The sequence below is a fragment of the Ewingella americana ATCC 33852 genome (assembly GCF_000735345.1).
GTDB lineage: Bacteria > Pseudomonadota > Gammaproteobacteria > Enterobacterales > Enterobacteriaceae > Ewingella > Ewingella americana.
The window spans coordinates 91,475-113,316 of sequence record NZ_JMPJ01000017.1 but is presented as its reverse complement, the minus strand read 5'-3'; the positions used below and the strand labels follow the sequence as shown (position 1 = coordinate 113,316).

The following is a 21,842-nucleotide window of genomic DNA, read 5'->3' as shown; positions in this document are numbered from 1 at the left end:
GCCGATCCTTCTCTCACTGCCTCGCCGACGTTTACAGCGTCACGCCGCTTTTAAAAATCGCCAACTCGCGAAAATCATTCAGCTCGTTCTTGGTCTGCTGGCCGCTGGCAATCTTCACAATGAGATCCACAAAGCTGTCCAATAGCTGATCCATGCTTACGCCGTGGATCAACTGCCCGGCGTCGAAGTCGATCCAGTGCGGTTTTTTGGCCGCCAGTTCGCTATTGGTGGCCAGTTTTATCGTCGGCACAAAGCCGCCATAAGGCGTGCCGCGCCCGGTGCTAAACAACACCATGTGGCAGCCTGCCCCGGCCAGCGCGCTGGTGGCGACGGCGTCGTTGCCCGGCGCACTCAGCAGGTTCAAGCCGTGCGCGGTCAGACGTTCGCCATACTTCAACACGTCGACAATCGGGCTATGCCCGGCTTTCTGCGTACAGCCCAGCGACTTCTCCTCAAGGGTAGTGATACCCCCCGCCTTGTTGCCCGGCGACGGGTTTTCATAAATCGGCTGGTTGTGGGAAATGAAATATTGTTTGAAGTCATTCACCATGCTGACGGTTTTGTCGAAGGTGGCCTCGTCACGGCAGCGGCTCATCAGAATGCGCTCCGCGCCGAACATTTCCGGCACTTCGGTCAGCACCGTGGTGCCGCCGTTGGCAATGGTGTAATCCGAAAAACGCCCGAGCAGCGGGTTGGCGGTGATGCCCGACAGCCCGTCAGACCCGCCGCACTCTAAGCCGAATTTCAGCTCGCTCAGTTTGCCCGGCTGGCGTTGATCACTGCGCATCGCGGCGTAAAGCTCGTGCAAACGTGCGACGCCCGCCTCAACTTCATCATCGAATTTCTGCAACGCCATAAAGCGCACGCGAGCTTCATCGACTTCACCTAAGGTGTCGCGGAACACGTCCACCTGATTGTTTTCACAGCCTAAACCAATCACCAGCACCGCGCCCGCGTTGGGATGGCGCACCATGTTCTGCAACATGGTGCGGGTGTTGATATGGTCATCGCCGAGCTGCGAACAGCCCAGTTGATGTGTGAACAGGTAAACCCCGTCTATGCCTTCAGCCTGCTGGGTTTCTTTGAGGAAACGCTGCTGGATCTGCTTGGCGATGCCATTCACGCAGCCGACGGTTGGTATCAGCCACAGCTCGTTGCGAATGCCGACCTGACCGTTTTTGCGGCGGTAAATCTGCACCTCGCGATCGCCCTTTTGCTCAGGCACGGCGGCGAATTCCGGCTGGTACTGATACGCGTCGAGATCGCTGAGGTTGGTTTTGGCATTCTGCGAATGAATGTGTTCTCCGGCAGCGATGTCCACCAGCGCATGACCAATCGGCAAGCCGTATTTGATGATGTGCTCTCCGGCGGCAATCGGGCGCAACGCGAACTTATGGCCGCGCACCACCTCTTGCAGCAAGGCTGTGCCGGTTTCGGTGATTTCTCCGCAGGTGAGATCGCGCAGTGCCACGGCGACATTATCAGCAGGGTGAATAGTAATGGTGCTTTGCATAGTCGCCGTGTCAGTCATGCTGTGCGTCACTCTCAGTTAAGCTCAATCGCGAAGTAGCTTTTGGCGTTGTCGAAACAGATGTTTTTCACCATGTTACCGAGCAGCGCGATGTCGTTCGGCGCTTCGCCCTCTTCCACCCAGCGACCTATCATCTGGCACAGGATGCGGCGGAAGTATTCATGGCGCGTATAGGACAGGAAGCTGCGGCTGTCAGTCAGCATGCCGACGAAGCGGCTGAGCAGCCCCATGTTGGCGAGCTGGATCATCTGGCGCTGCATGCCGTCTTTTTGGTCGTTAAACCACCACGCGGAGCCAAATTGCACTTTGCCCGGAATGCCGTCGCCTTGGAAATTCACCGCCATGGTTGCCAGCACTTCGTTATCACGCGGGTTCAGGCAGTAAAGAATGGTTTTCGGCAAGCCGCCGTTCATCCCCTGCGCGCCCAGCAATTTCGACAGCGGCTCGGCCAGTGGCTGGTCATTAATAGAGTCAAAGCCGACATCGGCACCCAGTAGCTCAAACATGCGGGTGTTGTTATTGCGCAACGCGCCGATGTGGTACTGCTGCACCCAGTTGCGGCGCTGGTATTCAGAAGCGAGGAACAACAACACGCCGGTTTTGAACTGCGCGCTCTCTTCTTTGCTCGGCAGGCTGCCGCTCAGACGACGAGACAAAATGCCGTCCAGCGTGGCCGGGTCAGCTTCGGCATAGACCACCACGTCCAGCGCGTGGTCTGACACTTTGCAGCCGTGCGCCGCGAAGTGATCCATGCGTTTTTTCAGCGCGTCGCAGACATCGCTAAAACGCGAAATGGCGGTATCTGAAGTCTGCTCAAGGCGCTTGATGTAATCGTTGAAGCCAGCGGCATCAATGTTGAACGCCTTGTCCGGACGCCAGCTTGGCAGCACTTTGATGTCGAAATTGCCATCTTCGGCGACGGTTTTATGGTGCTCCAGTGAGTCAATCGGGTCATCGGTGGTGCCGACCATCTTCACATTCATCTGCTTCATGATGCCGCGCGCGCTGAAGCTCTTCTGTGCCAGCAGCTCATTGCCGCGCTCCCAAATTTCATCGGCAGTTTTCGGCGACAGCAGTTTGCCAATAATGCCGAACGGGCGGCGCAGCTCGAGGTGAGTCCAGATATAGAGCGGGTTGCCGAGGGTGTGAGGCACGGTGGCGGCCCAAGCATCAAACTTCTCGCGGTCGCTGGCGTCGCCGGTACACAGGCGCTCGGCCATGCCGTTGGTGCGCATGGCGCGCCACTTGTAGTGATCCCCCTTCAGCCAGATGTCGTAGAGGTTTTTAAACTGATAGTCCTGCGCAATCTGTTCCGGCGGCAGGTGACAGTGATAGTCAAAAATCGGCTGATCTTTCGCATAGTCGTGGTACAGGCGACGTGCGACTTCGGTATCGAGCAGGAAATCTTCAGTTAAAAACTGCGCCATCTTGGGGTTCCTCGCCTTGATGTGAATTTGAGTTATCTCTCTTTGATGCAAAGTTATCACACCAATTTAACTTATCGTCCAGCGCTATTTGTCGCGGCGCTCGCCTCTCTAATAAGCTGAGAAATAATAAAAAAATTCAAATATGATTGATATTTAAGGTTTTTATCAATTTATGTAGCCAGCGCACATTATCCACACTATTCAAATGTGGTTTTGTGATGTCATTCAAATTTTAAATCTGTATGACAAGTTATCGTAATTTTGCCCGAACAAATGTGCCGCCGAGATCCTGCCACCTCGACGGCACCGTTGTTTGGGCATTTTTTAGCGAACCGTTCGCTGGGCAAAGGAAAAAACTAAGAAAGCAATAAAGCCGAGGCCCGCCGTCAGGCGGAGCTATTCGCGCAGTGGCCGTATCGAGCCATCGCCGACTACATGGGTTGGAGAGAACGAAATGGGTAAGATTAAAGGGTTACGCTGGTACATGATCGCACTGGTGACCGTCGGTACTGTTCTGGGGTATTTAACACGTAATGCCATCGCCGTGGCGGCACCGACATTACAAGATCAACTGCATATCACCACTCAACAATATTCTTATATTATTGCTGCTTATTCAGCATGTTACACCATCATGCAACCCGTGGCGGGCTACGTGCTGGACGTGATGGGCACCAAAGTGGGCTACGCCATGTTTGCCATCATGTGGGCGCTGTTTTGTATGGCGACGGCGCTGGCCAGCAGCTGGGGCGGCTTGGCTATCGCCCGTGGCGCGGTAGGTATGGCTGAAGCGGCGATGATCCCGGCAGGCCTGAAAGCCAGCAGCGAGTGGTTCCCCGCCAAAGAGCGCTCCATCGCGGTGGGCTACTTCAACGTCGGCTCGTCCATCGGCGGCATGATTGCGCCACCACTGGTGGTGTGGGCAATTGTGATGCACAGCTGGCAGATGGCGTTTGTCATTACCGGCGTGCTGAGTCTGGTGTGGGCGGTGTGCTGGCTGGTGTTTTATAAGCACCCGAAAGACCAGAAGAAGCTGAGCGAGCCTGAGCGCGAATACATTTTGGGTGGTCAAGAAGCGCAGCATCAAACCTCAAACAGTAAGAAGATGTCGGCGTGGCAAATCCTTCGTAATCGCCAGTTCTGGGGCATCGCGCTGCCGCGTTTTCTGGCAGAACCGGCGTGGGGGACCTTCAACGCGTGGATCCCACTGTTTATGTTTAAAGCCTATGGCTTCGACCTCAAGCATATTGCGATGTTTGCCTGGATGCCAATGCTGTTCGCCGATTTGGGCTGCATCGTGGGGGGCTATCTGCCGCCGTTATTCCAGAAATACTTCAAGGTGAACCTAATTGTCTCGCGCAAACTGGTGGTGACCATGGGCGCGCTGCTGATGATTGGTCCGGGGATGATTGGCCTGTTCGCCAGCCCTTACGCGGCCATCGCCCTACTGTGCGTTGGCGGCTTTGCCCACCAGTCGCTGTCTGGCGCGCTGATCACCCTCTCCTCTGACGTGTTTGGCCGTAACGAAGTGGCGACCGCCAATGGTTTAACCGGCATGGCCGCGTGGACCGCCAGCACGCTGTTCGCCTTAGTGGTCGGCGCACTGGCTGACACCTTGGGCTTCAGCCCGCTGTTTGCCGCGCTGTCGGTATTTGACCTGCTTGGCGCGATTGTTATCTGGACCGTATTGCAAAATCGCTCGGCGGTTGAGCCTGTTGCCCAGCCGTTGCAGCCCGCGAAAGTCTAAAACTCGTCTCCGCCGGTATGTCTTGTGCAAGGCATACCGGTTTTCACTTGAGTTGCACGGTGCATCGCCCTGCACTTCCTCGTATACTGGTATAACAAGTTTGGAACGCTAGTCCCGCGCAATTCAATTTATCAAAGTGATGAAGAGTAAAATCATGGAACCCACTGAAACCAGACGTCTTTATCAACAACTGGCCGCGACGCTCAAAGAGAGAATTGAGGGTGGCGTTTATCCGGTCGGCGAGAAGTTGCCCGCCGAACGTCTGATTTCGGAAGAGATGAATGTCAGCCGCACCGTGGTGCGCGAAGCCATCATCATGCTGGAAGTAGAAGGCTACGTGGAGGTGCGCAAAGGCTCGGGCATTCACGTGATGTCCAACCAGCAGAAGCATCTGGTGGTAGCAGGCAGCGGCGGCACCGGCCTTGATTTCGGCGCGGCGGGCCCCTTTGAGCTGCTACAGGCGCGGCAGCTGATTGAGAGTAATATTGCCGAGTTCGCCGCCACGCAGGTGACCAAGCAGGACATCATCCGCTTGATGGAGATCCAAGAACAGGCGCGGCTCGAAGACCGTTTCCGCGATTCAGAGTGGGATTTGAAATTTCACATTCAGGTGGCGCAATCTACCCAAAACAGCGCCATGGCGATCATCGTCGAGAAGATGTGGAGCCAGCGTCGGCAGAACCCTTACTGGCGCAAGCTGCACGAGCATATTGATGAGAAGTCGATCGAAGGCTGGTGTGAAGATCACGACAAAATTTTGAAGGCGCTGATCCGCCGCGATCCGCACGCGGCCAAGCTGGCGATGTGGCAGCATCTGGAAAACACCAAGCAGATGCTGTTCCGCGCCACCAGCGATGACTTTGAATTCAACGTTGATCGCTATATGTACTCAGAAAACCCGGTGGTGCATCTCGATTCGCCGCCGCTGAATGTCCACACTCCCCTCGACAGCAAATAATCCCGCTTTTCTGGCAGGTCGATTTCTTGACCTGCTTTCATCACTTCTCCATGCAAAATCCTACCTATTTGTCAGAAAAATAAGCCTCTAGCTGTCAGCCATTGTCGAGTTGTGTCAGCGAGTGTAAAAGCGCGCCCCGTATGGCGTTGCGAACTTAAACCAATGCGCTCAAGCAGGTATATTTACCTGTCTCAACGGTGGTTGTTTTGTTACAGTTAGACGACTTTTATTACCTCTGCGCCGAGCGACAAAATGCGTTCACGGCGAGGAAACCCTCAAAACATCCACATAAAGATTAGGGAAAATAAAGGTTAGAAGGTTTTTTTTGCACTAAAGATGCGTTTGATTGCCTGTGATCAACCGGCCTTTTGTATCAATTCCTATACTGCATGTATCAATACTCACGGCGTTTTGGGCAAGAGTGGCCCCGGACGCAGCGCCAGGGAAAGGCGTACTTCTCGGTCTGAAAGTCTCGCGTAGAGCATGCTTGCTCCGCAGTCGATTCAGGCGGGTTAACTGAAAACGATGGAGTTTCGCAAAAGTACATGGAAATCATTAGTTCGCTTATCGATGCCTTATGGCAACAAGATTATGAAACCCTGGCCAATCCTTCGCTGGTCTGGACGCTTTATACCGTTCTATTTTTGATTATCTTCCTTGAAAACGGTTTGCTGCCCGCCGCCTTCCTGCCTGGCGACAGCTTGTTGATTTTAGTCGGCGTGTTGATTGCCAAAGACGCCATGAATTTCCCGCTCACCATTGTGCTGCTGACCACCGCCGCCAGCCTCGGCTGCTGGCTGAGTTATATTCAGGGCAAGTGGCTAGGCAACACGCGAATAGTACAAGGCTGGCTGGCGCATCTTCCGGTGCAGTACCACGAGCGGGCGCACAACCTGTTCCACCGCCACGGGCTTTCCGCACTGCTGGTGGGCCGCTTTCTGGCCTTCGTCAGAACCTTATTGCCAACCATCGCGGGCCTGTCAGGGCTGAGCAACGCGCGTTTCCAATTCTTCAATTGGATGAGCGGCCTGCTGTGGATCCTGATTTTGACCACCCTCGGCTACTTCTTAGGCAAGACGCCGCTGTTCTTGAAGTATGAAGATCAGCTGATGAACTGCCTGATGTTGCTGCCGGTGGTGCTGTTGGTCGGCGGCCTCGGCGGCTCACTGCTGCTGTTGTGGCGTAAAAAACAGGCCGATCGTTTGAAAAAGGGCAACAAGGCACCGTGAAAATCAAACCGATTAAACGCTCAATCCTGTGGCCTATCACCTTGCTTTCGCTGGTGTTGGTAGCAATTGTGATTGGATTTGCCGTCGCCCGCATGCCGCACAACACCAACGCGTTACAGATTCGCCCTGTGCGGGCTGGCGTATCGCTGCCGGACGGCTTTTATGTCTATCAAAGCCTCAACCAGCGCGGGATCCGCATTCAGAGCATTACCCCAGTGGATGATGGATTGATTGTCGAGCTGGATTCATTAGAACAGCGCGAACTGGCGGAACACGCCCTGATGGATATTTTGCCGCTGGGCTTCTCGATTCAACGCTGCGATCCACCGCAGCCGCAGCTTTGGGTGCATAAACTCACCCGCGATCAGCTTAAGCTCGGCTAATCCTTTGGCGCTTTCGGAATCCTCCCCTAAGCGCATCCATCATCTGCTGTTATACTTCATCTCACTGTATTGAAAAATTATCTGTGCCAAGACGGCGCATTTTTTCTGTCGACCCATTTCGATAAGACGTTTTTCAGTGCTTTACCAACGGAAGAAATGCTCCAGCGTTTCACAATGACTAAGGAAGACACCCTCATGAATCTGCGTTTATCCGCGCTGTTCGCTATACCGCTTTTTGCTTTTTCTGCCGCATCTTTCGCTGCTTCGCAGCCGCAGACTTGCGCCACTAAACAACAGCAAATCAAAACCCAACTTGATTACGCACATCAGCACAACAATAAAGACCAGATCGCTGGCCTGCAAAAAGCCTTGAGCGAGAACCAAGCGCACTGTACTGACGCCGGTCTCAAAGCTGAATACGAAAAGCATGTTGCTGAAAAACAGAAGAAAGTTGAAGAGCGTGCGCAAGAGCTGAAAGAAGCTCAGGCCACGGGCGACAGCAAAAAAATTGAGAAGAAACAGCACAAGCTGGATGAAGCTCAATCTGAACTGAAAGAAGCACAGGGCCAATAATTAGCCCATGCCAGACCGTTTTTCCCCGTTCATAGCGGAGAAACGGCGTTGTCTGACTTAGGCTTTTCCTTAAATACGGGGCTTTTTCCCTTAAATCAGGTGCCTAAGTTGCGATAACCCAGATATCCGCTATGTTAAAAGTTCGCATCAGTTAACGTATGGAGTGATATAAACATGGCTAAGAACACCACCTCAGAAAATCTGCGCGCGGAACTTAAATCGTTGGCTGATACCTTGGAAGAAGTTCTTCAATCTTCCACCGATAAGCCAAAAGCAGAGTTAGACAAGCTGCGCGGCAAGGCTGAAAGCCTGCTGAAAGACACCCGCTCTCGCCTGAGTGACACTGGCGACAAGCTGGCCCATCATTCGAAAGAAATCGCGGGTCGCGCTGACGACTACGTGCATGACAAACCTTGGACTGGCGTTGGTATTGGTGCTGCCGTCGGCGTAGTTATTGGCGTTCTGCTAGCCCGCCGTTAATTATGGCTGAACCGATAAAGACTCCGCCACAAGGACCGGGCAAAGGGATACTTGATACGGCGCAACGCATTGTCACCGTTTTGGTGGGCATGGTTGAAACGCGTGTCAGACTGGCCGTCATTGAGCTGGAAGAGGAAAAGGCCAATATTTTCCAACTCTTGCTGATGGCGGGCATCACCCTAATCTTTACCGCTTTCGGTTTAATGAGCCTGTTGGTTGTGCTGTTCTGGGCAATCGACCCGGCTTATCGACTTGTTGCAATGGGCACCACCACGGGCGTTTTACTGTTCTTGGCGGTGGTATTAGGTCTCTGGACGCTGTCGAAAGCTAAACGTTCAACTTTGTTGAGCATGACGCGCAAACAGCTGGATATTGACCGTTCATTGCTGGAAAAGGATGACCAATGAGCACACCTGACCGCGTTATCGAGAAAGTAAAACTGCTGCGTAAAATCGAGCGCCAACGCGCTGAGTTGTCTGCGGGCCGCCTCGAATGGCTCGAAGCAACCGCAAAAGTAGATCGCGGCTGGGTGAAGTTTATTGATATGCGTAAGTATCTGGTGCTGGGTTCCAGCGTTCTGGCAATTTACGGCATCCGACATCCAAGTAAAGTGGTTCGCTGGTCGCGTCGCGCCTTTGGTATTTGGGGCACCGTGCAGCTTTTCCGCCGTAACTTTATAAAGTCGTAGCGCTAACTTGTTGATTAAAATCGACTAACTCGTTTTTGAACAACCCACAATGCGCTCCCCCACGGGCCAGTCTGGAGTTTCTCCGACTGGCCCGTTTCTTTAAGTTCCCGTCTCGAAGTTCAATTTATTTGATAATAATAGACAGTTTTACTTGCTAACAACTGTTCAACTTTCCACTTACTATCCCAGCATCAACCAGACGCGGTAACGGATGGGGATAGTACCTGAACGTGCCGTTAATATTATTGTCGCCCAATTTGGGCAACATTTTTCGGAGTCGAAAATGACCAAAGTTAACAATACCGTCCTGCTTATCGCTCGTATCTTAATGCCGATTCTGTTCATCACTGCGGGCTGGGGCAAGATCACCAACTACGCAGGAACCGGTGCTTACATGAGCTCAATGGGTGTGCCATCTTTCCTGCTGCCACTGACCATTTTGCTTGAATTCGGCGGCGGCTTGGCCATTCTGTTCGGCTTCCTGACCCGCACCACGGCGTTCATCACTGCAATCTTCACCATCCTGACTGCACTGATTTTCCACACTGATTTCGCTGTTGCCGTAAACCAAATGATGTTCATGAAAAACCTGTCTATCGCCGGTGGCTTCTTCGCCCTGTTCGTAGCGGGTCCGGGCGCAATCAGCATCGACCGCCTGATCAAGAAAAACTGGTAACAGTTCGCACATGAGAATGTGCCGCTATACTCAATAGACGAATGGGCGATGTGATTATTCACCTCGCCCTTTTCATTTTTATCAGCACATCTCCCCTGCATCATTCGCGTTGTATCAATGCAGCAAACCAAGATTCAGCTCGAAATATCACGGGGAAGGAGGGATCATGGGACAACTCGTTGAAGGCAAATGGCATGACGTTTGGTATGACACTAAATCCACCGGCGGCCATTTTAAACGCATGGAATCACAGTTTCGCAATTGGGTAACCCCCAACGGCGAGGCCGGTCCGCACGGCAAAGGCGGATTCGCCGCCGAGCCGAATCGCTATCATCTTTATGTTTCACTCGCCTGTCCTTGGGCGCACCGCACCCTGCTGATGCGCGCGCTGAAAGGTCTGGATCAGCTGATCCCGGTCTCCGTGGTGCATCCGCTGATGCTGGAGAATGGCTGGACCTTCGCCACTGACTTCCCCGCTGCGACCGGCGATGACCTGTACCACCTGAATTTCGCCTATGAAATCTATCTGCGGGCGCAGAAGGACTATACCGGCCGCGTCACCGTGCCTATTCTGTGGGACAAAAAGCTGCAAACCATCGTCAGCAATGAATCGGCGGATATCATCCGCATGTTCAACAGCGCTTTTGATGCCCAAGGCGCGCGCGCCGGAGATTACTACCCGGAGAACCTGCGCACGGCCATTGATGAAGTGAATGAGTGGGTCTATCCGCTGATTAACAACGGCGTCTATAAAGCGGGCTTTGCCACCTCGCAGGAAGCTTATGACGAAGCGGTTAAAGGCGTGTTTGAAGGGTTGGACCGCGCCGAGGCGCTGCTGGAGAAACATCGCTATCTGACCGGCAACCAGCTGACCGAGGCCGATCTGCGCCTGTGGACCACGCTGGTGCGCTTCGATCCGGTCTACGTCACGCACTTCAAATGCGACCGTTATCGCATTAGTGATTACCCGAACCTCTACGGTTTCCTGCGCGACATCTACCAGATGCCGGGCATTGCTGAAACCGTGGACTTCGCGCACATCCGTAATCACTACTATCGCAGCCACGCGACCATCAATCCGCACGGGGTGATCTCCACCGGCCCGGCGCAGGATTTAGATGCCGAGCACGGCCGCGACCTGCGTTTTAGCTAAGCAGCATGCTCCCCTTCTGGCGAGGGGGAGCAAGCTTAGTTGGCGTCGCGGGTGCCGAGCAGCTTGGCTATTTCTCGCAGGAACCACGCCTTGGCTTCGCCCATGCTGTCACGACGCCACGCCATAATAATTTCCGCCTCGCGGTTGTACTCCGCGCTTACTACCCGCAGACGCCCCTCTTCGATATCTTTTTCCACCATCGGATAAGGCATAGTGGCGACACCCAAACCGGCCAGCAGCGCCTGACGCTTCTCTTCAATGGTGCTGACGGTTAAACGCTGCTGTTTATCCAGCAACTGCACGGTCAGGGTTGGGCGCTCGCGGGCGGTATCAGCCACCGCAATGCCGCGATACTTCACGCGGCTGACTTCCGACAGCGGCTCGGCTTCAAGATGAATCGGATGATCCGGCGCGGCGACATAGACACTCATCAGCTTGTAGAGCTTGCGGCTGTTGATTTCAGACGATGAACGGAAGTGCATATCCGGCGCGATAACAATGTCGGCGCGGCCCTGCTCAAGGCGCTCCCAGGCTCCGGCTAACACTTCGGTTATCAGCGACACCTCCGTGTTGGCTTTCAGCGCCAGCTTTTCAATTAACGGGAACAGCTGGGTGGCGGGAACCAGCGCTTCACAAACGATAGTGATTTGAGTTTCCCAACCGCGCGCCAGCGCTTCGGCGTCTACCGTAAGTTTATCAGCGGCTTCGAGCAAAACGCGGCCGCGTTCGAGCAGCATACGGCCAACGTTGGTGAATTTTGTCCGATGACCTGAACGGTCGAATAGCACCACGTCCAGTTCTTCCTCCAGCTTCTGCATGGTGTAGCTCAATGCAGAAGGCACGCGGCCTAGCTCATCAGCCGCTGCCGCAAAGCTGCCGCGACGGTCGATAGCATCCATGACCCTTAGTGCTTCCAGTGTGAGTGCGCGATCCTTAGCCATGTGGTTCTCTGTCAGGAAATTTGAATATACCGACCAGATTAACTGGCTAACAATCAGTCGTCCAGACGCTTACCATTTAAGTATGGAAATTTTTTAACTGAGCCAGACCGCAATGATTAAGAGCAGAACTGCAAAAGAGTGCGGCACAGCTGACTTTGGTTGGCTTCAGGCGCGCTATACCTTCTCATTTGGGCACTATTTTGACCCAAAACTTATGGGCTACGCCTCACTGCGCGTACTCAACCAGGAAGTGCTGGCGCCGGGTGCCAGCTTCCAGCCACGCACCTACCCGCAGGTGGACATCCTGAATTTAGTGCTGCAAGGCAGCGCGGAGTACCGCGACGCCGAGGGCAACAGCGTTCGCGTCAACGAGGGCGAAGCCGTGCTGCTCTCCACCCAGACCAACGTGGCCTACAGCGAGCTGAACCTGAGTTCAACCCAGCCGCTGACTCGCATGCAGCTGTGGCTGGACGCCTGCCCGCAGCATGAGAATCCGCTGATCCAGCAGATTAAGGTCGGCCAACAGCCGCACCTGCTGTTGGCATCGCCAGACGGCGAGCAAGGCAGCTTACAGCTGCGCCAGCAGGTGTGGATCCATCATATTGAACTGGGCGAAGGCGAGAGCATTAGCCTGCCGATACGCGGCACGCGGGCCTATCTGCAATCGATCCACGGTCGCATCGACGCCTTGGGCGGTGAGAGTCAGGAGAAGCAGAAGCTGGTGTGTGGCGACGGCGCGTTTATCCAAGGTGAGTCAGAAATCAGCCTGACCGCCAGCACCCCGCTGCGCGCTCTGCTCATTGACCTGCCGGTGTGACGCGATAAGCTTCACCTAGAAACACTATAAATGAAGAAGGCCCGTGCAACTTGCGTTACACGGGCCTTTTCGTATTGGAGGAGTTGACCGTTAAGCCGGGTTCTGTCGTGGACAGTCATTCATCTAGGCCAGCAATCGCTCACTGGCTCAAGCAGCCTACCCGGGTTCAGTACGGGCCGTACCATGTGAACCCCTATTTGGCCTTGCTCCGGGTGGAGTTTACCATGCCACGAACTGTTGCCAGCCGCGCGGTGCGCTCTTACCGCACCCTTTCACCCTTACCTGATCCCACTTGCGTGGGCCATCGGCGGTTTGCTCTCTGTTGCACTTGTCGTAAGCTCGCGCTTCCCAGGCGTTACCTGGCACCCTGCCCTATGGAGCCCGGACTTTCCTCCCCTTCATCTGTCTCCCCCGAAAGGGACGGCAACGAAGCGGCGACTGTCTGGTCAACTCCGGCGCGGATGATAGGCCATAATGGCCTACTTGTCACCCTCTTGCTGGTCGAGTGCGTATTTATACAACGCATTCTTCTTCACGCCGTGGATCTCGGCGGCCAGCGAGGCGGCCTTTTTCAGCGGTAACTCTTTTTGCAGCAGCGCAAGCGTGCGCAGCGCCTCAGCCGGTAGGGCTTCGGTATCCACTTTATGGCCTTCGACAATCAGTACCATTTCGCCACGCTTGCGGGTTTCATCTTCTTTTACCCAGTAGAGCAGCGCGCCGACGGCGTCGCCACGGATATTTTCCCAGGTTTTAGTGATTTCGCGCGCCAGCACGACGTAGCGATCTGGCCCCCAAACTTCCACCATATCTTGCAGGCTGTCGAGCAGGCGGTGAGTGGATTCATAGAAAATCAGGGTGCGAGGCTCTTCAATCAGTGCCTGAAGAGCATCTTTGCGTGATTTTGTTTTGGCGGGCAGAAAACCCTCGTAACAGAATTTATCCGAAGGCAAACCGGCGGCGCTCAGCGCTGCAATCGCGGCACAGGCACCCGGCAGTGGAACCACGCGAATACCGGCTTCGCGACAGCGGCGCACCAGATGGTAGCCGGGGTCGTTAATCAGCGGGGTTCCGGCATCGGAAACTAACGCAATGCTTTGACCATCCTGCAATTTTGCCAATAAATGCTCGGCTTTTTGCTGCTCATTATGGTCATGCAAAGGGTACATTTTGGCGCTAATGGCGAAGTGTTGCAGCAGTAATCCGGTATGGCGGGTATCCTCCGCCGCAATCAAATCTACGCTGCTGAGCACCGCCAATGCACGCTGGGTAATGTCCCCTAAATTGCCGATTGGTGTCGGTACGATGTACAGCGTTGATGCAGAAATATCTGCTTGATCGTGTTGATTCATTGTTTCATCCGGATTGCCGATTTAATATTGAGCATCTTGAAAAAAACATCACTGGAAACTGAATGCCTTCCTCAACTACTTTTCGTACCCGCACGGGACGTTTGATCCCTGCCGTTATCGTGGCGATGCTTCTCGCCAGTTGTTCGAGCCAGGCACCGCAAGCTCCGACTGAAACAGTTCAGGCGAAAGCGACGGGCAGCTCAGACTATTATCTACAGCAAGCCCAGCAAAGCGGTGATGATACCAAGGCTGACTGGCAATTACTTGCAGTTCGTGCCCTGTTGCGCGAAGGCAAAGTGCCTCAGGCAGCCGATCAACTGGCCAAATTGCCGCAAAACCTGACCGCCGTGCAGGCGCAGGAGCAGCAATTGGTTAGCGCCGAAGTGCAGGTCGCCCAGCAGAATTTCCAAGCTGCGGCCACCACGCTGAGCAAAATTGATCCTGCAAACCTGAACAGCGACCAGCAGGCGCGTTTCTATCAGGCGCAAATCGACGCCAGCCAAGGCCGCACCAGCCTCGGCCTGCTGCGTGCTTATATCGCGCAGGAGCCGCTGTTGCAGGGCAAACCGCACCTGAACAACATTGACGCCACGTGGGCCGCGCTGATTCAGATGACGCCGCAGGATGTTAGCAACATCACCATCAATGCGAATGAAAACACCCTGCAAGGCTGGCTGGACCTGCTCAGCGTTTGGCAGAGCAACAAGCAAGACCCAGACCTGCTGAAAGCCGGTATCAAGGACTGGCAGCGCCGTTACCCAGTGAACCCGGCGGCCAAGACTCTGCCGACTCAGCTCAACAGCGTGTTGAACTTCCAACCTTCTTCTACTGAGAAGATTGCCCTGTTCCTGCCGATGAGCGGCGCGGCGCAGGTGTATGGCAATGCCATTCAGCAAGGCTTCAACGCGGCAATGAACGGTTTGCCTTCTGCGCAGCCAGCGGCGCAGCAGCAGCCAGCAGCAGATCCAAACGCGGCACCGGCTCCAGCTCCGGCTGACCCGAATGCCGCCGTTAGCCCTTCTGCCCAGCAGGACGGCGCGGACCAAGAGCAGCAACCGGCAGTGACCCCGGCTGCAGCAGCTCCGGCGGCAGCTCCGGCGGCTCCGCAGCCAACCACGCCTGCTAACCCTAGTGCTCAGGTAAAAGTGTATGACACCAGCACCCAGCCAATCCCTGCCTTGCTGGCGCAGGCGCAGCAAGATGGCGCGACTATCGTCGTCGGCCCATTGCTGAAGGATCAGGTGAGCGGCTTGGCGGGAGATCAGACTCCGCTGAACGTTTTAGCGCTGAATCAGCCAGAAACTGAGAAAAGCAGCCCGAATATCTGTTACTTTGCGCTCTCTCCGGAAGACGAAGCTCAGGACGCCGCGCGCCACATGTGGCAGCAGCACCGTCAGGCACCGCTGTTGTTGGTGCCGCGTGGTAACTTCGGCGACCGCATCGCTCAGGCTTTTGCCGACGAGTGGCAGAAACAGGGTGGCCAGACCGTGCTGAAGCAGAGCCTCGGCTCGTATGCTGAACTGAAATCCACCATTCGTAGCGGTATTCGCCTGACCGGCACGCCGGTGTCGAGCAGCGCGCAAGCTGCGGCGGCCGCGCCTCAGGGCGTGACCATTGGCGGCATCACCATCCCTGCGCCACCAACCGATGACCAGATCACTCAGGCCACCGGCGGCGGCGCATCAGGTAATGTGGATTCGGTGTATATCGTGGCGACGCAGGATGAGTTAACCCTGATTAAGCCGATGATTGATTTGGCGGTCAGCGGACGCAACAAGCCAGCCGTCTATGCCAGCTCGCGCAGCTATCAGGCAGGCGCAGGCCCGGATTACCGTCTGGAGATGGAAGGCGTGCAGTTCAGCGACATCCCTCTGCTGGCGGGCACCAACCCAGCGTTGATGCAGCAGGCTACGGGTCAGTTTAAAAATGACTACTCGCTGGTGCGCCTCTACGCGATGGGTATTGATGCATGGGACTTGGCAAACCACTTCTCACAAATGCGTCAGATCCCTGGCTTCCAGATTAATGGTAACACCGGCCAGCTGAGTGCTAACCAAAACTGCGTTATCCATCGCAAATTGCCGTGGTTGCAGTACAGCCAAGGCGCGCTGGTGCCGGTTTCTTCTTAAATCAAAGATTTAAGACAAAGCTGAAATCGCTGAAGGGGTATCGGATTTACCCCGATTTTTAAGTACAAGGATGTACAGATGTTAGAAAAAAACGCGACAACGCGCGAACGTGGCGCAGACTATGAAGTCTTCGCCCGGCGTTATCTCGAAAAAGCTGGGTTAATTTTCGTCGAGGCCAACGCGGCTTGCCGACAAGGTGAAATTGACCTGATCATGCGCGACCAGCAGACCATCGTGTTTGTTGAGGTGCGCTACCGTCGCAACGCCCTGTTTGGCGGAGCCGCGGCCAGCGTGACGCATCAAAAACAGCGGCGTTTATTACAAGCCGCCTCTTTTTGGCTTGCACGAAGAAATGCGAGCTTTGACACATCATCTTGCCGTTTTGATGTTTTAGCCATCACGGGTAGCCAGATAGAATGGCTGCGTGATGCATTCAATGCGGATTAAGATTGTTTTGAGACTGACGCCTGCCATAGCGCAGCCGACATTTTACTGACTGGACTAAATCACGTGCTGGATAGAATCAAAGCCTGCTTTACTGAAAGTATTCAAACCCAGATTGCCGCCGCAGAAGCTCTGCCCGATGCGATTTCCCGCGCAGCCATGACGCTGGTGCAATCACTGCTTAACGGTAACAAGATACTGTGCTGCGGTAATGGTACTTCTGCTGCGAATGCCCAGCATTTTTCAGCCAGCTTAATTAATCGCTTTGAAACTGAACGTCCAAGCTTACCCGCAATCTCACTATGTGCGGATAACATTGTGCTGACGGCTATCGCTAACGATCGCCTGCATGAAGAAATCTACGCCAAACAGGTCCGCGCGCTGGGGCAAGCTGGAGACGTTTTACTGGCTATTTCCACCCGCGGTAACAGCCGTGATATTGTCAAAGCGGTTGAAGCAGCAGTGACCCGCGACATGACTATCGTCGCACTGACAGGGTATGACGGCGGTGAGTTGGCCGGTCTATTAGGGCCTCACGATGTTGAGATCCGTATTCCGTCCCATCGCAGCGCACGTATTCAGGAAATGCATATGCTCACAGTGAACTGCCTCTGTGACCTGATTGATAACACGCTGTTCCCTCACCAGGACGATTAAGGAGATCCAATGAAGGCGAGTCCTCTCTTTGCAGTATTGTTAAGCGCCCTACTATTACAAGGCTGCGTAGCGGCCGCCGTTGTCGGCGTCGCGGGCGTGGCAACAAAAACAACAACCGATCCACGTACTGTGGGCACTCAGGTGGATGACGGCACGCTGGAAGCTCGCGTGTCTAACGCCATTAGCAAAGATAAACAGCTTAAAGATGAAGCTCGCATTGTGGCAACCGCCTATCAGGGCAAAGTATTGCTAACCGGCCAGACGCCAACGCCAGACATGGCCGCGCGCGCGAAGCAAATCACCATGGGTGTTGACGGCGCGAGCGAAGTTTACAACGAAATTCGTACCGGCAAGCCAGTCTCTATGGGCACTGCATCAATGGACACTTGGATCACCACCAAAGTCCGTTCGCAGATCCTGACCAGCGACTCAGTGAAATCTTCCAATGTGAAAGTGACCACTGAAAACGGTGAAGTCTTCTTGTTGGGTCTGGTGACTCAGGAGGAAGGGAAATCGGCGGCAAGCATCGCGGCCGGTGTGAGCGGCGTGAAACACGTCACCACTGCCTTTACCTACGTTAAATAAAACACGCTTTAGCGCATAACATTCAGGCCCTTAACGGGCCTGAATTCTTTCTAGCTTTCAATAACTTGCCTTACAACTCGCCTTAAAGCACTTCGCCATTGCTACTAATCACTTTCTTGTACCAGTCAAAGCTCTGCTTACGCGAACGCGCCATGGTTCCGCTACCGTCATCGTTTTTATCGACATGGATAAAGCCGTAGCGCTTGCTGTATTCGCCGGTGGTGAAGGACACGCAGTCGATGCAGCCCCAAGGGGTGTAGCCCATCAGGTCAACGCCGTCTTCGAACACCGCCTTCTTCATCTGCTCGATATGCGCCTTCAGATAAGCGATACGGTAGTCGTCGTGGATCATGCCGTCTGCTGAAGCCTTGTCGATGGCACCAAAGCCGTTTTCGACAATAAATAGCGGCTTCTGGTAACGCTCGTAGAGCACACTCAACGAGTAGCGCAGGCCCACGGGGTCAATCTGCCAGCCCCAGTCGGACGCCTTGACGTGCGGGTTCGGCACGCTGCCGGCAAAGCCTGACAGGCCGTTGTCGTCGCTCGGGTTGTGCGCCGACACCGCGTTACTCATGTAATAGCTCAGGCCCATGTAATCCGCGCAGCCTTCGCGCAGGGCTTGTTCGTCGCCCTCTTCCATCTGGATGTTAAAGCCGCGACGCTCCCACTCTTTAAGAATGTAGGACGGGTAGTATCCGCGCATGTGTACATCGCCAAACAGGAAACGCTCGCGCATCGACTCCACCGAGTACATCACGTCGTCCGGGTGGCAAGAGAATGGATAGAGCGGCACCATGGCCACCATGCAGCCAATCTGCAAGTCAGGGTTGATGGCGTGACCCAGCTTGACCACTTTGGCACTGGCCACGAACTGGTGGTGCAGCACCTGATACATGGTCTCTTCTGGGTTTTCGTGCTCGGTGAACACTACGCCGGAGCAGCAATAACCGAACAGCGGATACTTCCAGTTGCGCTGGTTGTTGATCTCGTTGAAGGTCATCCAGTACTTCACTTTGTGCTTATAACGCTCAAGCACCACTTCACTGAACTTCACAAAGAAATCGACCACTTTGCGGTTTTTCCAGCCGCCGTACTCTTTTACCAGATGCCACGGCATCTCGAAGTGAGACAGGGTGATCACCGGCTCGATACCGTGCTTGAGCAGCTCGTCAAACATGTCGTCGTAGAATTGCAGGCCAGCTTCGTTTGGCTGCGCCTCATCGCCATTGGGGAAGATGCGGGTCCAGGCAATCGAGGTGCGGAAGCATTTGAAGCCCATCTCAGCAAATAGCGCGATGTCTTCTTTATAGTGCGAGTAAAAATCGACGGCTTCGTGATTCGGGTAACGATACCCTTCCAGCACGCCGTCGGTTCTCACGCGATCAACGCCGTGTGAGCCACCGGAAAGCACATCGGCGATGCTGACGCCTTTGCCGCCTTTGTTCCAGCCACCTTCAACCTGATGCGCGGCTACGGCACCGCCCCATAAAAAATCTTTCGGTAATTGCTGGCTGCTACTCATACAAATTCTCCCTTATTCAGGGCGGGAAGCTCCCGCCCAATCTACAAAATACTGATTAAGCCTGATTCAACTGGGCCTGTGGCGCCGTCGCGTCAGTTGCTTTAGCACTGCTTTTCGGTTTGCTTTCCACTTCATCTTTAAAGCCGACCAGATAGGTGAACAGCGCGCCAAGCACAAACGCCACGGTGATAGAAAGCAGGAAGCCGAGGAACTGCGGCATGTGGCCTTCTTTGAAGAACACCGGCAGAACCGCGATGCCCGGCAGGCAGTAACTCCACGAAACGGCATTGAATGACCCGGCAATCGCGCCGCCAATCCCGCCTGCAGCACAGCTGCACAGGAAAGGTTTTTTCAGACGCAATGCCACACCGTAGATAGCCGGTTCGGTGATACCAAACAGCCCGGTCACGCCCGCTGACAGCGAGATGCCTTTCATTTCGCGGCTACGGGTTTTCAGATAAACGCCGAACATGGTGCCGGTCATGGCGAATACCGCAGAAGCCTGAAGACCGGTGAAGGTGTCATAACCCAGCGTCGCGTAGTTGCCGACGGTAACCGGCGTGATGCCCCAGTGAACGCCCAGAGTCACTAATGGCTGCCAGAAAGCACCTACCACGAAGCCTGCCACGGTCGGGCTCAGGTGATAGAGGTAGTTATAAACGCCGCCGATCGCGCCGCCAATCAGGTTACCAATCGGGCCGAACACCAGCAGGGTCATTGGCACCATAATCGCGATGCAGAACATCGGGGTGAACAGGTTACGGATAACCACTGGCAGAACTTTATTGAAGAAGCGCTCGATGTAGGACATCGCCCAAACCATCAAAATGATTGGGATAACCGACGCGGTGTAGCTGAGGTATTTCACCGGAATGCCGAGGAAGTCCAGCGTCGGTGCCGACAGCGGGATGCCCACCAGATTGGTCAAGGCATTGGCGATTTCCGGGTTGCTTACGGCTTCACGCATCAATTGCTGCATCGCAGGGTCCGCAGAGTTGATGGTGGTGATTTTGAACGCCGTCACCATGTTCATGTAGTCAGGGCTTATCAGCGCACAGGCGGTGATAACGGCAGTGAATGGATGAACGTTGAATTTTTTGGCCGCCGTGAAGGCGATCATTACTGGCAAGAAGGTAAATGCCGTCCACGACACAAAGTTCAGAATGCGGTAGGTGCCGCTGCTGGAGTCCATGATGCCGACTGCAGCAAGGAAGGAGATGATCCCCTGCAAAATACCGCAGGCTGCGAGTTGGTAAAGGAATGGCGTAAAAATGCTCGAGATGACGTCCATCACGCGGCTGACAATGCCGACATTCGGTGCAGAGACCGGGGCATTTTCATCAACGGTGATCAGTCGCAGAACCTGTTTATAAGCATCGCTGACGTGGTTGCCGATAACCACCTGCATCTGCCCGCCCGCTTCGATAACGGTAATTACGCCTTTAACGCGTTTTAATTCCTCTTTATCGACGATGCTATTATCTTTCAAAATAAAACGTAATCGAGTTGCGCAATGTGTGACGCTAATCACATTATTATCGCCACCAATATATTTAACAACTTCCTGAGCAGTTTGAGCGTAATCAATCGCCATTATTATTCTCCTAATACCCGTGGTATTTGGCGCTTTGGCTGCCTAGCTGAAACGTCAATCACTGCGGGTATAATTTTTGGCACGAGAGGTGAGATTATTATTTTTATACTTCGGACGGGAGTTTAGCAAAAAAGAATTTGAAGTCACGATATAACAACGTGGGTTATTTGGTAGATGTTACATGTCTAAAACACCCTGTTTTATTTAGGGTGCTTAATAATATTTTCATTAATTAGCGGCGGCAGTTTTTTGCCGATAGTTTCGATAATATACAAAACTGGGATCTGCGTCGTAATATTGTAGTGGCCTTCGAGCAGAATTGGTGGCATGTGGTAAGAGATGTTGAGGTCCGCCATGCGGGCCAGCGTGGAGCTTTCGCTGTTGGTCAGGCTGATAATTTTACAATTTTGCAAACTGAACTGGCTGGCAATGCGAATGATCTCTTCTGTCTCGCCAGAAACCGAGAAAATAATAGCGATGGCATCCTGATACATGTCGCTATTAATTGGGTAATAAGGGTCATCAATATAAGTGCTGAACTTACCAATATTAGAAAAGAAACGTGCGCTGTATTTACCCAAAGCACCCGAAGTGCCAATGCCCACAAATATAATTCTGCGGGTGGAAGCAATTTGCGCAGCGGCTTTATCTAATAACTCATCAAACTCGCTATTATTAATACTTTTGAAGTAACTAATAATCTCGCTAATACCGAAAGAGACCGGCGGCTTTTCGTCACGTTCAAGATATAATTTAAAGCGAATGCGGAATTCTGAATATCCGTCGCAATTCATTTTCTTGCAAAAACGCAGCACGGTGGTGGTGGAAACGCCCGCAGCATCAGCGAGTTCACGGATCGTCATATACATGACTTTATCCGTATTTTTAATGATGGTGTTATACACCATCAACTCTAATTCGTTCAGCGTCGAAATTTCTTTATAAGTGAACATACTGAT

The 21,842-nt window shown here is 53.9% G+C and carries 22 protein-coding genes and 1 other RNA gene; 15 read left to right on the top strand and 8 right to left on the bottom strand.

The window, feature by feature from the left end:
• Nucleotides 1-31: 31 nt before the first annotated feature.
• A complete protein-coding gene (locus GEAM_RS00620; protein ID WP_034787293.1) occupies nt 32-1,513 on the bottom strand; it encodes a UxaA family hydrolase in 1,482 nt (493 codons plus the stop codon).
• Nucleotides 1,514-1,545: 32 nt separating this feature from the next.
• Nucleotides 1,546-2,958 (bottom strand): glucuronate isomerase, encoded by a 1,413-nt coding sequence (gene uxaC / locus GEAM_RS00615; protein WP_034786803.1) that lies wholly within the window; start codon nt 2,956-2,958, stop codon nt 1,546-1,548.
• A gap of 454 nt (nt 2,959-3,412) precedes the next feature.
• Here uxaC and GEAM_RS00610 point away from each other — a divergent pair, with 454 nt between their 5' ends.
• The 10 genes from GEAM_RS00610 to GEAM_RS00565 all read left to right on the top strand — a co-directional run bounded on the left by GEAM_RS00610 (nt 3,413) and on the right by GEAM_RS00565 (nt 10,845).
• Entirely contained in the window at nt 3,413-4,705 is a 1,293-nt protein-coding gene (locus tag GEAM_RS00610; RefSeq protein ID WP_034786799.1) for an MFS transporter, read from the top strand.
• Between the two features lie 154 nt (nt 4,706-4,859).
• Entirely contained in the window at nt 4,860-5,663 is an 804-nt protein-coding gene (gene exuR, locus GEAM_RS00605; protein ID WP_034786795.1) for a transcriptional regulator ExuR, read from the top strand.
• A 545-nt stretch (nt 5,664-6,208) separates the two neighbouring features.
• Nucleotides 6,209-6,892 (top strand): DedA family protein, encoded by a 684-nt coding sequence (locus tag GEAM_RS00600; protein ID WP_034786792.1) that lies wholly within the window; start codon nt 6,209-6,211, stop codon nt 6,890-6,892.
• Entirely contained in the window at nt 6,889-7,275 is a 387-nt protein-coding gene (mzrA, locus tag GEAM_RS00595; RefSeq protein WP_051899360.1) for an EnvZ/OmpR regulon moderator MzrA, read from the top strand. Before GEAM_RS00600 ends, mzrA begins: the two co-directional genes overlap by 4 nt.
• 69 nt (nt 7,276-7,344) lie before the next feature.
• Nucleotides 7,345-7,848, top strand: coding sequence for a DUF1090 domain-containing protein (locus tag GEAM_RS00590; protein WP_419471232.1), 504 nt, complete (start codon nt 7,345-7,347; stop codon nt 7,846-7,848).
• A 174-nt stretch (nt 7,849-8,022) separates the two neighbouring features.
• A complete protein-coding gene (locus GEAM_RS00585; protein WP_034786784.1) occupies nt 8,023-8,328 on the top strand; it encodes an ElaB/YgaM/YqjD family protein in 306 nt (101 codons plus the stop codon).
• Between the two features lie 2 nt (nt 8,329-8,330).
• Nucleotides 8,331-8,735 (top strand): phage holin family protein, encoded by a 405-nt coding sequence (locus GEAM_RS00580; RefSeq protein WP_034786781.1) that lies wholly within the window; start codon nt 8,331-8,333, stop codon nt 8,733-8,735.
• Entirely contained in the window at nt 8,732-9,016 is a 285-nt protein-coding gene (locus tag GEAM_RS00575) for a YqjK-like family protein (protein ID WP_034786776.1), read from the top strand. The genes GEAM_RS00580 and GEAM_RS00575 overlap by 4 nt, the downstream gene beginning before the upstream one ends.
• Before the next feature lie 283 nt (nt 9,017-9,299).
• Nucleotides 9,300-9,692, top strand: coding sequence for a DoxX family protein (locus GEAM_RS00570; protein ID WP_034786772.1), 393 nt, complete (start codon nt 9,300-9,302; stop codon nt 9,690-9,692).
• Between the two features lie 166 nt (nt 9,693-9,858).
• On the top strand, nt 9,859-10,845 hold the full coding sequence (locus GEAM_RS00565) for a glutathione S-transferase family protein (protein ID WP_034786770.1): 987 nt from the start codon (nt 9,859-9,861) through the stop codon (nt 10,843-10,845).
• A 35-nt stretch (nt 10,846-10,880) separates the two neighbouring features.
• Here GEAM_RS00565 and GEAM_RS00560 read toward each other — a convergent pair whose 3' ends face one another.
• Nucleotides 10,881-11,786, bottom strand: a complete 906-nt coding sequence (locus GEAM_RS00560) for a LysR family transcriptional regulator (RefSeq protein WP_034786767.1) — start codon at nt 11,784-11,786, stop codon at nt 10,881-10,883.
• 112 nt (nt 11,787-11,898) lie between these two features.
• Here GEAM_RS00560 and GEAM_RS00555 point away from each other — a divergent pair, with 112 nt between their 5' ends.
• Nucleotides 11,899-12,603, top strand: a complete 705-nt coding sequence (locus GEAM_RS00555; protein WP_034786764.1) for a pirin family protein — start codon at nt 11,899-11,901, stop codon at nt 12,601-12,603.
• Nucleotides 12,604-12,678: 75 nt separating this feature from the next.
• Here GEAM_RS00555 and rnpB read toward each other — a convergent pair.
• Both rnpB and rsmI read right to left on the bottom strand, forming a co-directional pair.
• An RNA gene (gene rnpB, locus GEAM_RS22330) (RNase P RNA component class A) lies at nt 12,679-13,057 on the bottom strand.
• A 25-nt stretch (nt 13,058-13,082) separates the two neighbouring features.
• A complete protein-coding gene (gene rsmI, locus GEAM_RS00550) occupies nt 13,083-13,952 on the bottom strand; it encodes a 16S rRNA (cytidine(1402)-2'-O)-methyltransferase (protein ID WP_034786762.1) in 870 nt (289 codons plus the stop codon).
• A 62-nt stretch (nt 13,953-14,014) separates the two neighbouring features.
• On the opposite strand from rsmI, the gene GEAM_RS00545 reads away from it, so the two are divergent.
• From GEAM_RS00545 to dolP, 4 genes are all read left to right on the top strand, one after another.
• Complete coding sequence (locus GEAM_RS00545) at nt 14,015-16,081, top strand: penicillin-binding protein activator (protein WP_034786760.1); 2,067 nt, start codon at nt 14,015-14,017, stop codon at nt 16,079-16,081.
• Between the two features lie 78 nt (nt 16,082-16,159).
• Nucleotides 16,160-16,528: a YraN family protein gene (locus tag GEAM_RS00540; RefSeq protein WP_034786758.1), complete on the top strand. Its 369-nt coding sequence runs from the start codon at nt 16,160-16,162 to the stop codon at nt 16,526-16,528.
• A 63-nt stretch (nt 16,529-16,591) separates the two neighbouring features.
• Entirely contained in the window at nt 16,592-17,182 is a 591-nt protein-coding gene (gene diaA, locus GEAM_RS00535) for a DnaA initiator-associating protein DiaA (protein ID WP_034786756.1), read from the top strand.
• Between the two features lie 9 nt (nt 17,183-17,191).
• Nucleotides 17,192-17,767: a division/outer membrane stress-associated lipid-binding lipoprotein gene (gene dolP, locus GEAM_RS00530; protein WP_034786754.1), complete on the top strand. Its 576-nt coding sequence runs from the start codon at nt 17,192-17,194 to the stop codon at nt 17,765-17,767.
• An 82-nt stretch (nt 17,768-17,849) separates the two neighbouring features.
• Here the strand turns inward: dolP and GEAM_RS00525 are convergent, their stop codons facing one another.
• The 3 genes from GEAM_RS00525 to GEAM_RS00515 all read right to left on the bottom strand — a co-directional run bounded on the left by GEAM_RS00525 (nt 17,850) and on the right by GEAM_RS00515 (nt 21,836).
• Nucleotides 17,850-19,289, bottom strand: a complete 1,440-nt coding sequence (locus GEAM_RS00525; RefSeq protein WP_034786753.1) for a 6-phospho-beta-glucosidase — start codon at nt 19,287-19,289, stop codon at nt 17,850-17,852.
• A 55-nt stretch (nt 19,290-19,344) separates the two neighbouring features.
• Nucleotides 19,345-20,883, bottom strand: a complete 1,539-nt coding sequence (locus GEAM_RS00520; protein WP_034786752.1) for a PTS transporter subunit EIIC — start codon at nt 20,881-20,883, stop codon at nt 19,345-19,347.
• A 200-nt stretch (nt 20,884-21,083) separates the two neighbouring features.
• Complete coding sequence (locus GEAM_RS00515; RefSeq protein WP_034786749.1) at nt 21,084-21,836, bottom strand: MurR/RpiR family transcriptional regulator; 753 nt, start codon at nt 21,834-21,836, stop codon at nt 21,084-21,086.
• Between the last annotated feature and the right edge of the window lie 6 nt (nt 21,837-21,842).

Bases quoted from the DNA above. Each gene is read 5' to 3' on its own strand.
- GEAM_RS00520 (WP_034786752.1), bottom strand. From the start codon at position 20,883: ATGGCGATTGATTACGCTCAAACTGCTCAGGAAGTTGTTAAATATATT.
- GEAM_RS00525 (WP_034786753.1), bottom strand. From the start codon at position 19,289: ATGAGTAGCAGCCAGCAATTACCGAAAGATTTTTTATGGGGCGGTGCC.
- uxaC (WP_034786803.1), bottom strand. From the start codon at position 2,958: ATGGCGCAGTTTTTAACTGAAGATTTCCTGCTCGATACCGAAGTCGCA.
- GEAM_RS00565 (WP_034786770.1), top strand. From the start codon at position 9,859: ATGGGACAACTCGTTGAAGGCAAATGGCATGACGTTTGGTATGACACT.
- GEAM_RS00570 (WP_034786772.1), top strand. From the start codon at position 9,300: ATGACCAAAGTTAACAATACCGTCCTGCTTATCGCTCGTATCTTAATG.
- GEAM_RS00610 (WP_034786799.1), top strand. From the start codon at position 3,413: ATGGGTAAGATTAAAGGGTTACGCTGGTACATGATCGCACTGGTGACC.
- rsmI (WP_034786762.1), bottom strand. From the start codon at position 13,952: ATGAATCAACACGATCAAGCAGATATTTCTGCATCAACGCTGTACATC.
- GEAM_RS00600 (WP_034786792.1), top strand. From the start codon at position 6,209: ATGGAAATCATTAGTTCGCTTATCGATGCCTTATGGCAACAAGATTAT.
- GEAM_RS00585 (WP_034786784.1), top strand. From the start codon at position 8,023: ATGGCTAAGAACACCACCTCAGAAAATCTGCGCGCGGAACTTAAATCG.
- GEAM_RS00515 (WP_034786749.1), bottom strand. From the start codon at position 21,836: ATGTTCACTTATAAAGAAATTTCGACGCTGAACGAATTAGAGTTGATG.
- GEAM_RS00560 (WP_034786767.1), bottom strand. From the start codon at position 11,786: ATGGCTAAGGATCGCGCACTCACACTGGAAGCACTAAGGGTCATGGAT.
- GEAM_RS00555 (WP_034786764.1), top strand. From the start codon at position 11,899: ATGATTAAGAGCAGAACTGCAAAAGAGTGCGGCACAGCTGACTTTGGT.
- GEAM_RS00580 (WP_034786781.1), top strand. From the start codon at position 8,331: ATGGCTGAACCGATAAAGACTCCGCCACAAGGACCGGGCAAAGGGATA.
- GEAM_RS00575 (WP_034786776.1), top strand. From the start codon at position 8,732: ATGAGCACACCTGACCGCGTTATCGAGAAAGTAAAACTGCTGCGTAAA.
- GEAM_RS00540 (WP_034786758.1), top strand. From the start codon at position 16,160: ATGTTAGAAAAAAACGCGACAACGCGCGAACGTGGCGCAGACTATGAA.
- dolP (WP_034786754.1), top strand. From the start codon at position 17,192: ATGAAGGCGAGTCCTCTCTTTGCAGTATTGTTAAGCGCCCTACTATTA.
- exuR (WP_034786795.1), top strand. From the start codon at position 4,860: ATGGAACCCACTGAAACCAGACGTCTTTATCAACAACTGGCCGCGACG.
- GEAM_RS00620 (WP_034787293.1), bottom strand. From the start codon at position 1,513: ATGCAAAGCACCATTACTATTCACCCTGCTGATAATGTCGCCGTGGCA.
- GEAM_RS00545 (WP_034786760.1), top strand. From the start codon at position 14,015: ATGCCTTCCTCAACTACTTTTCGTACCCGCACGGGACGTTTGATCCCT.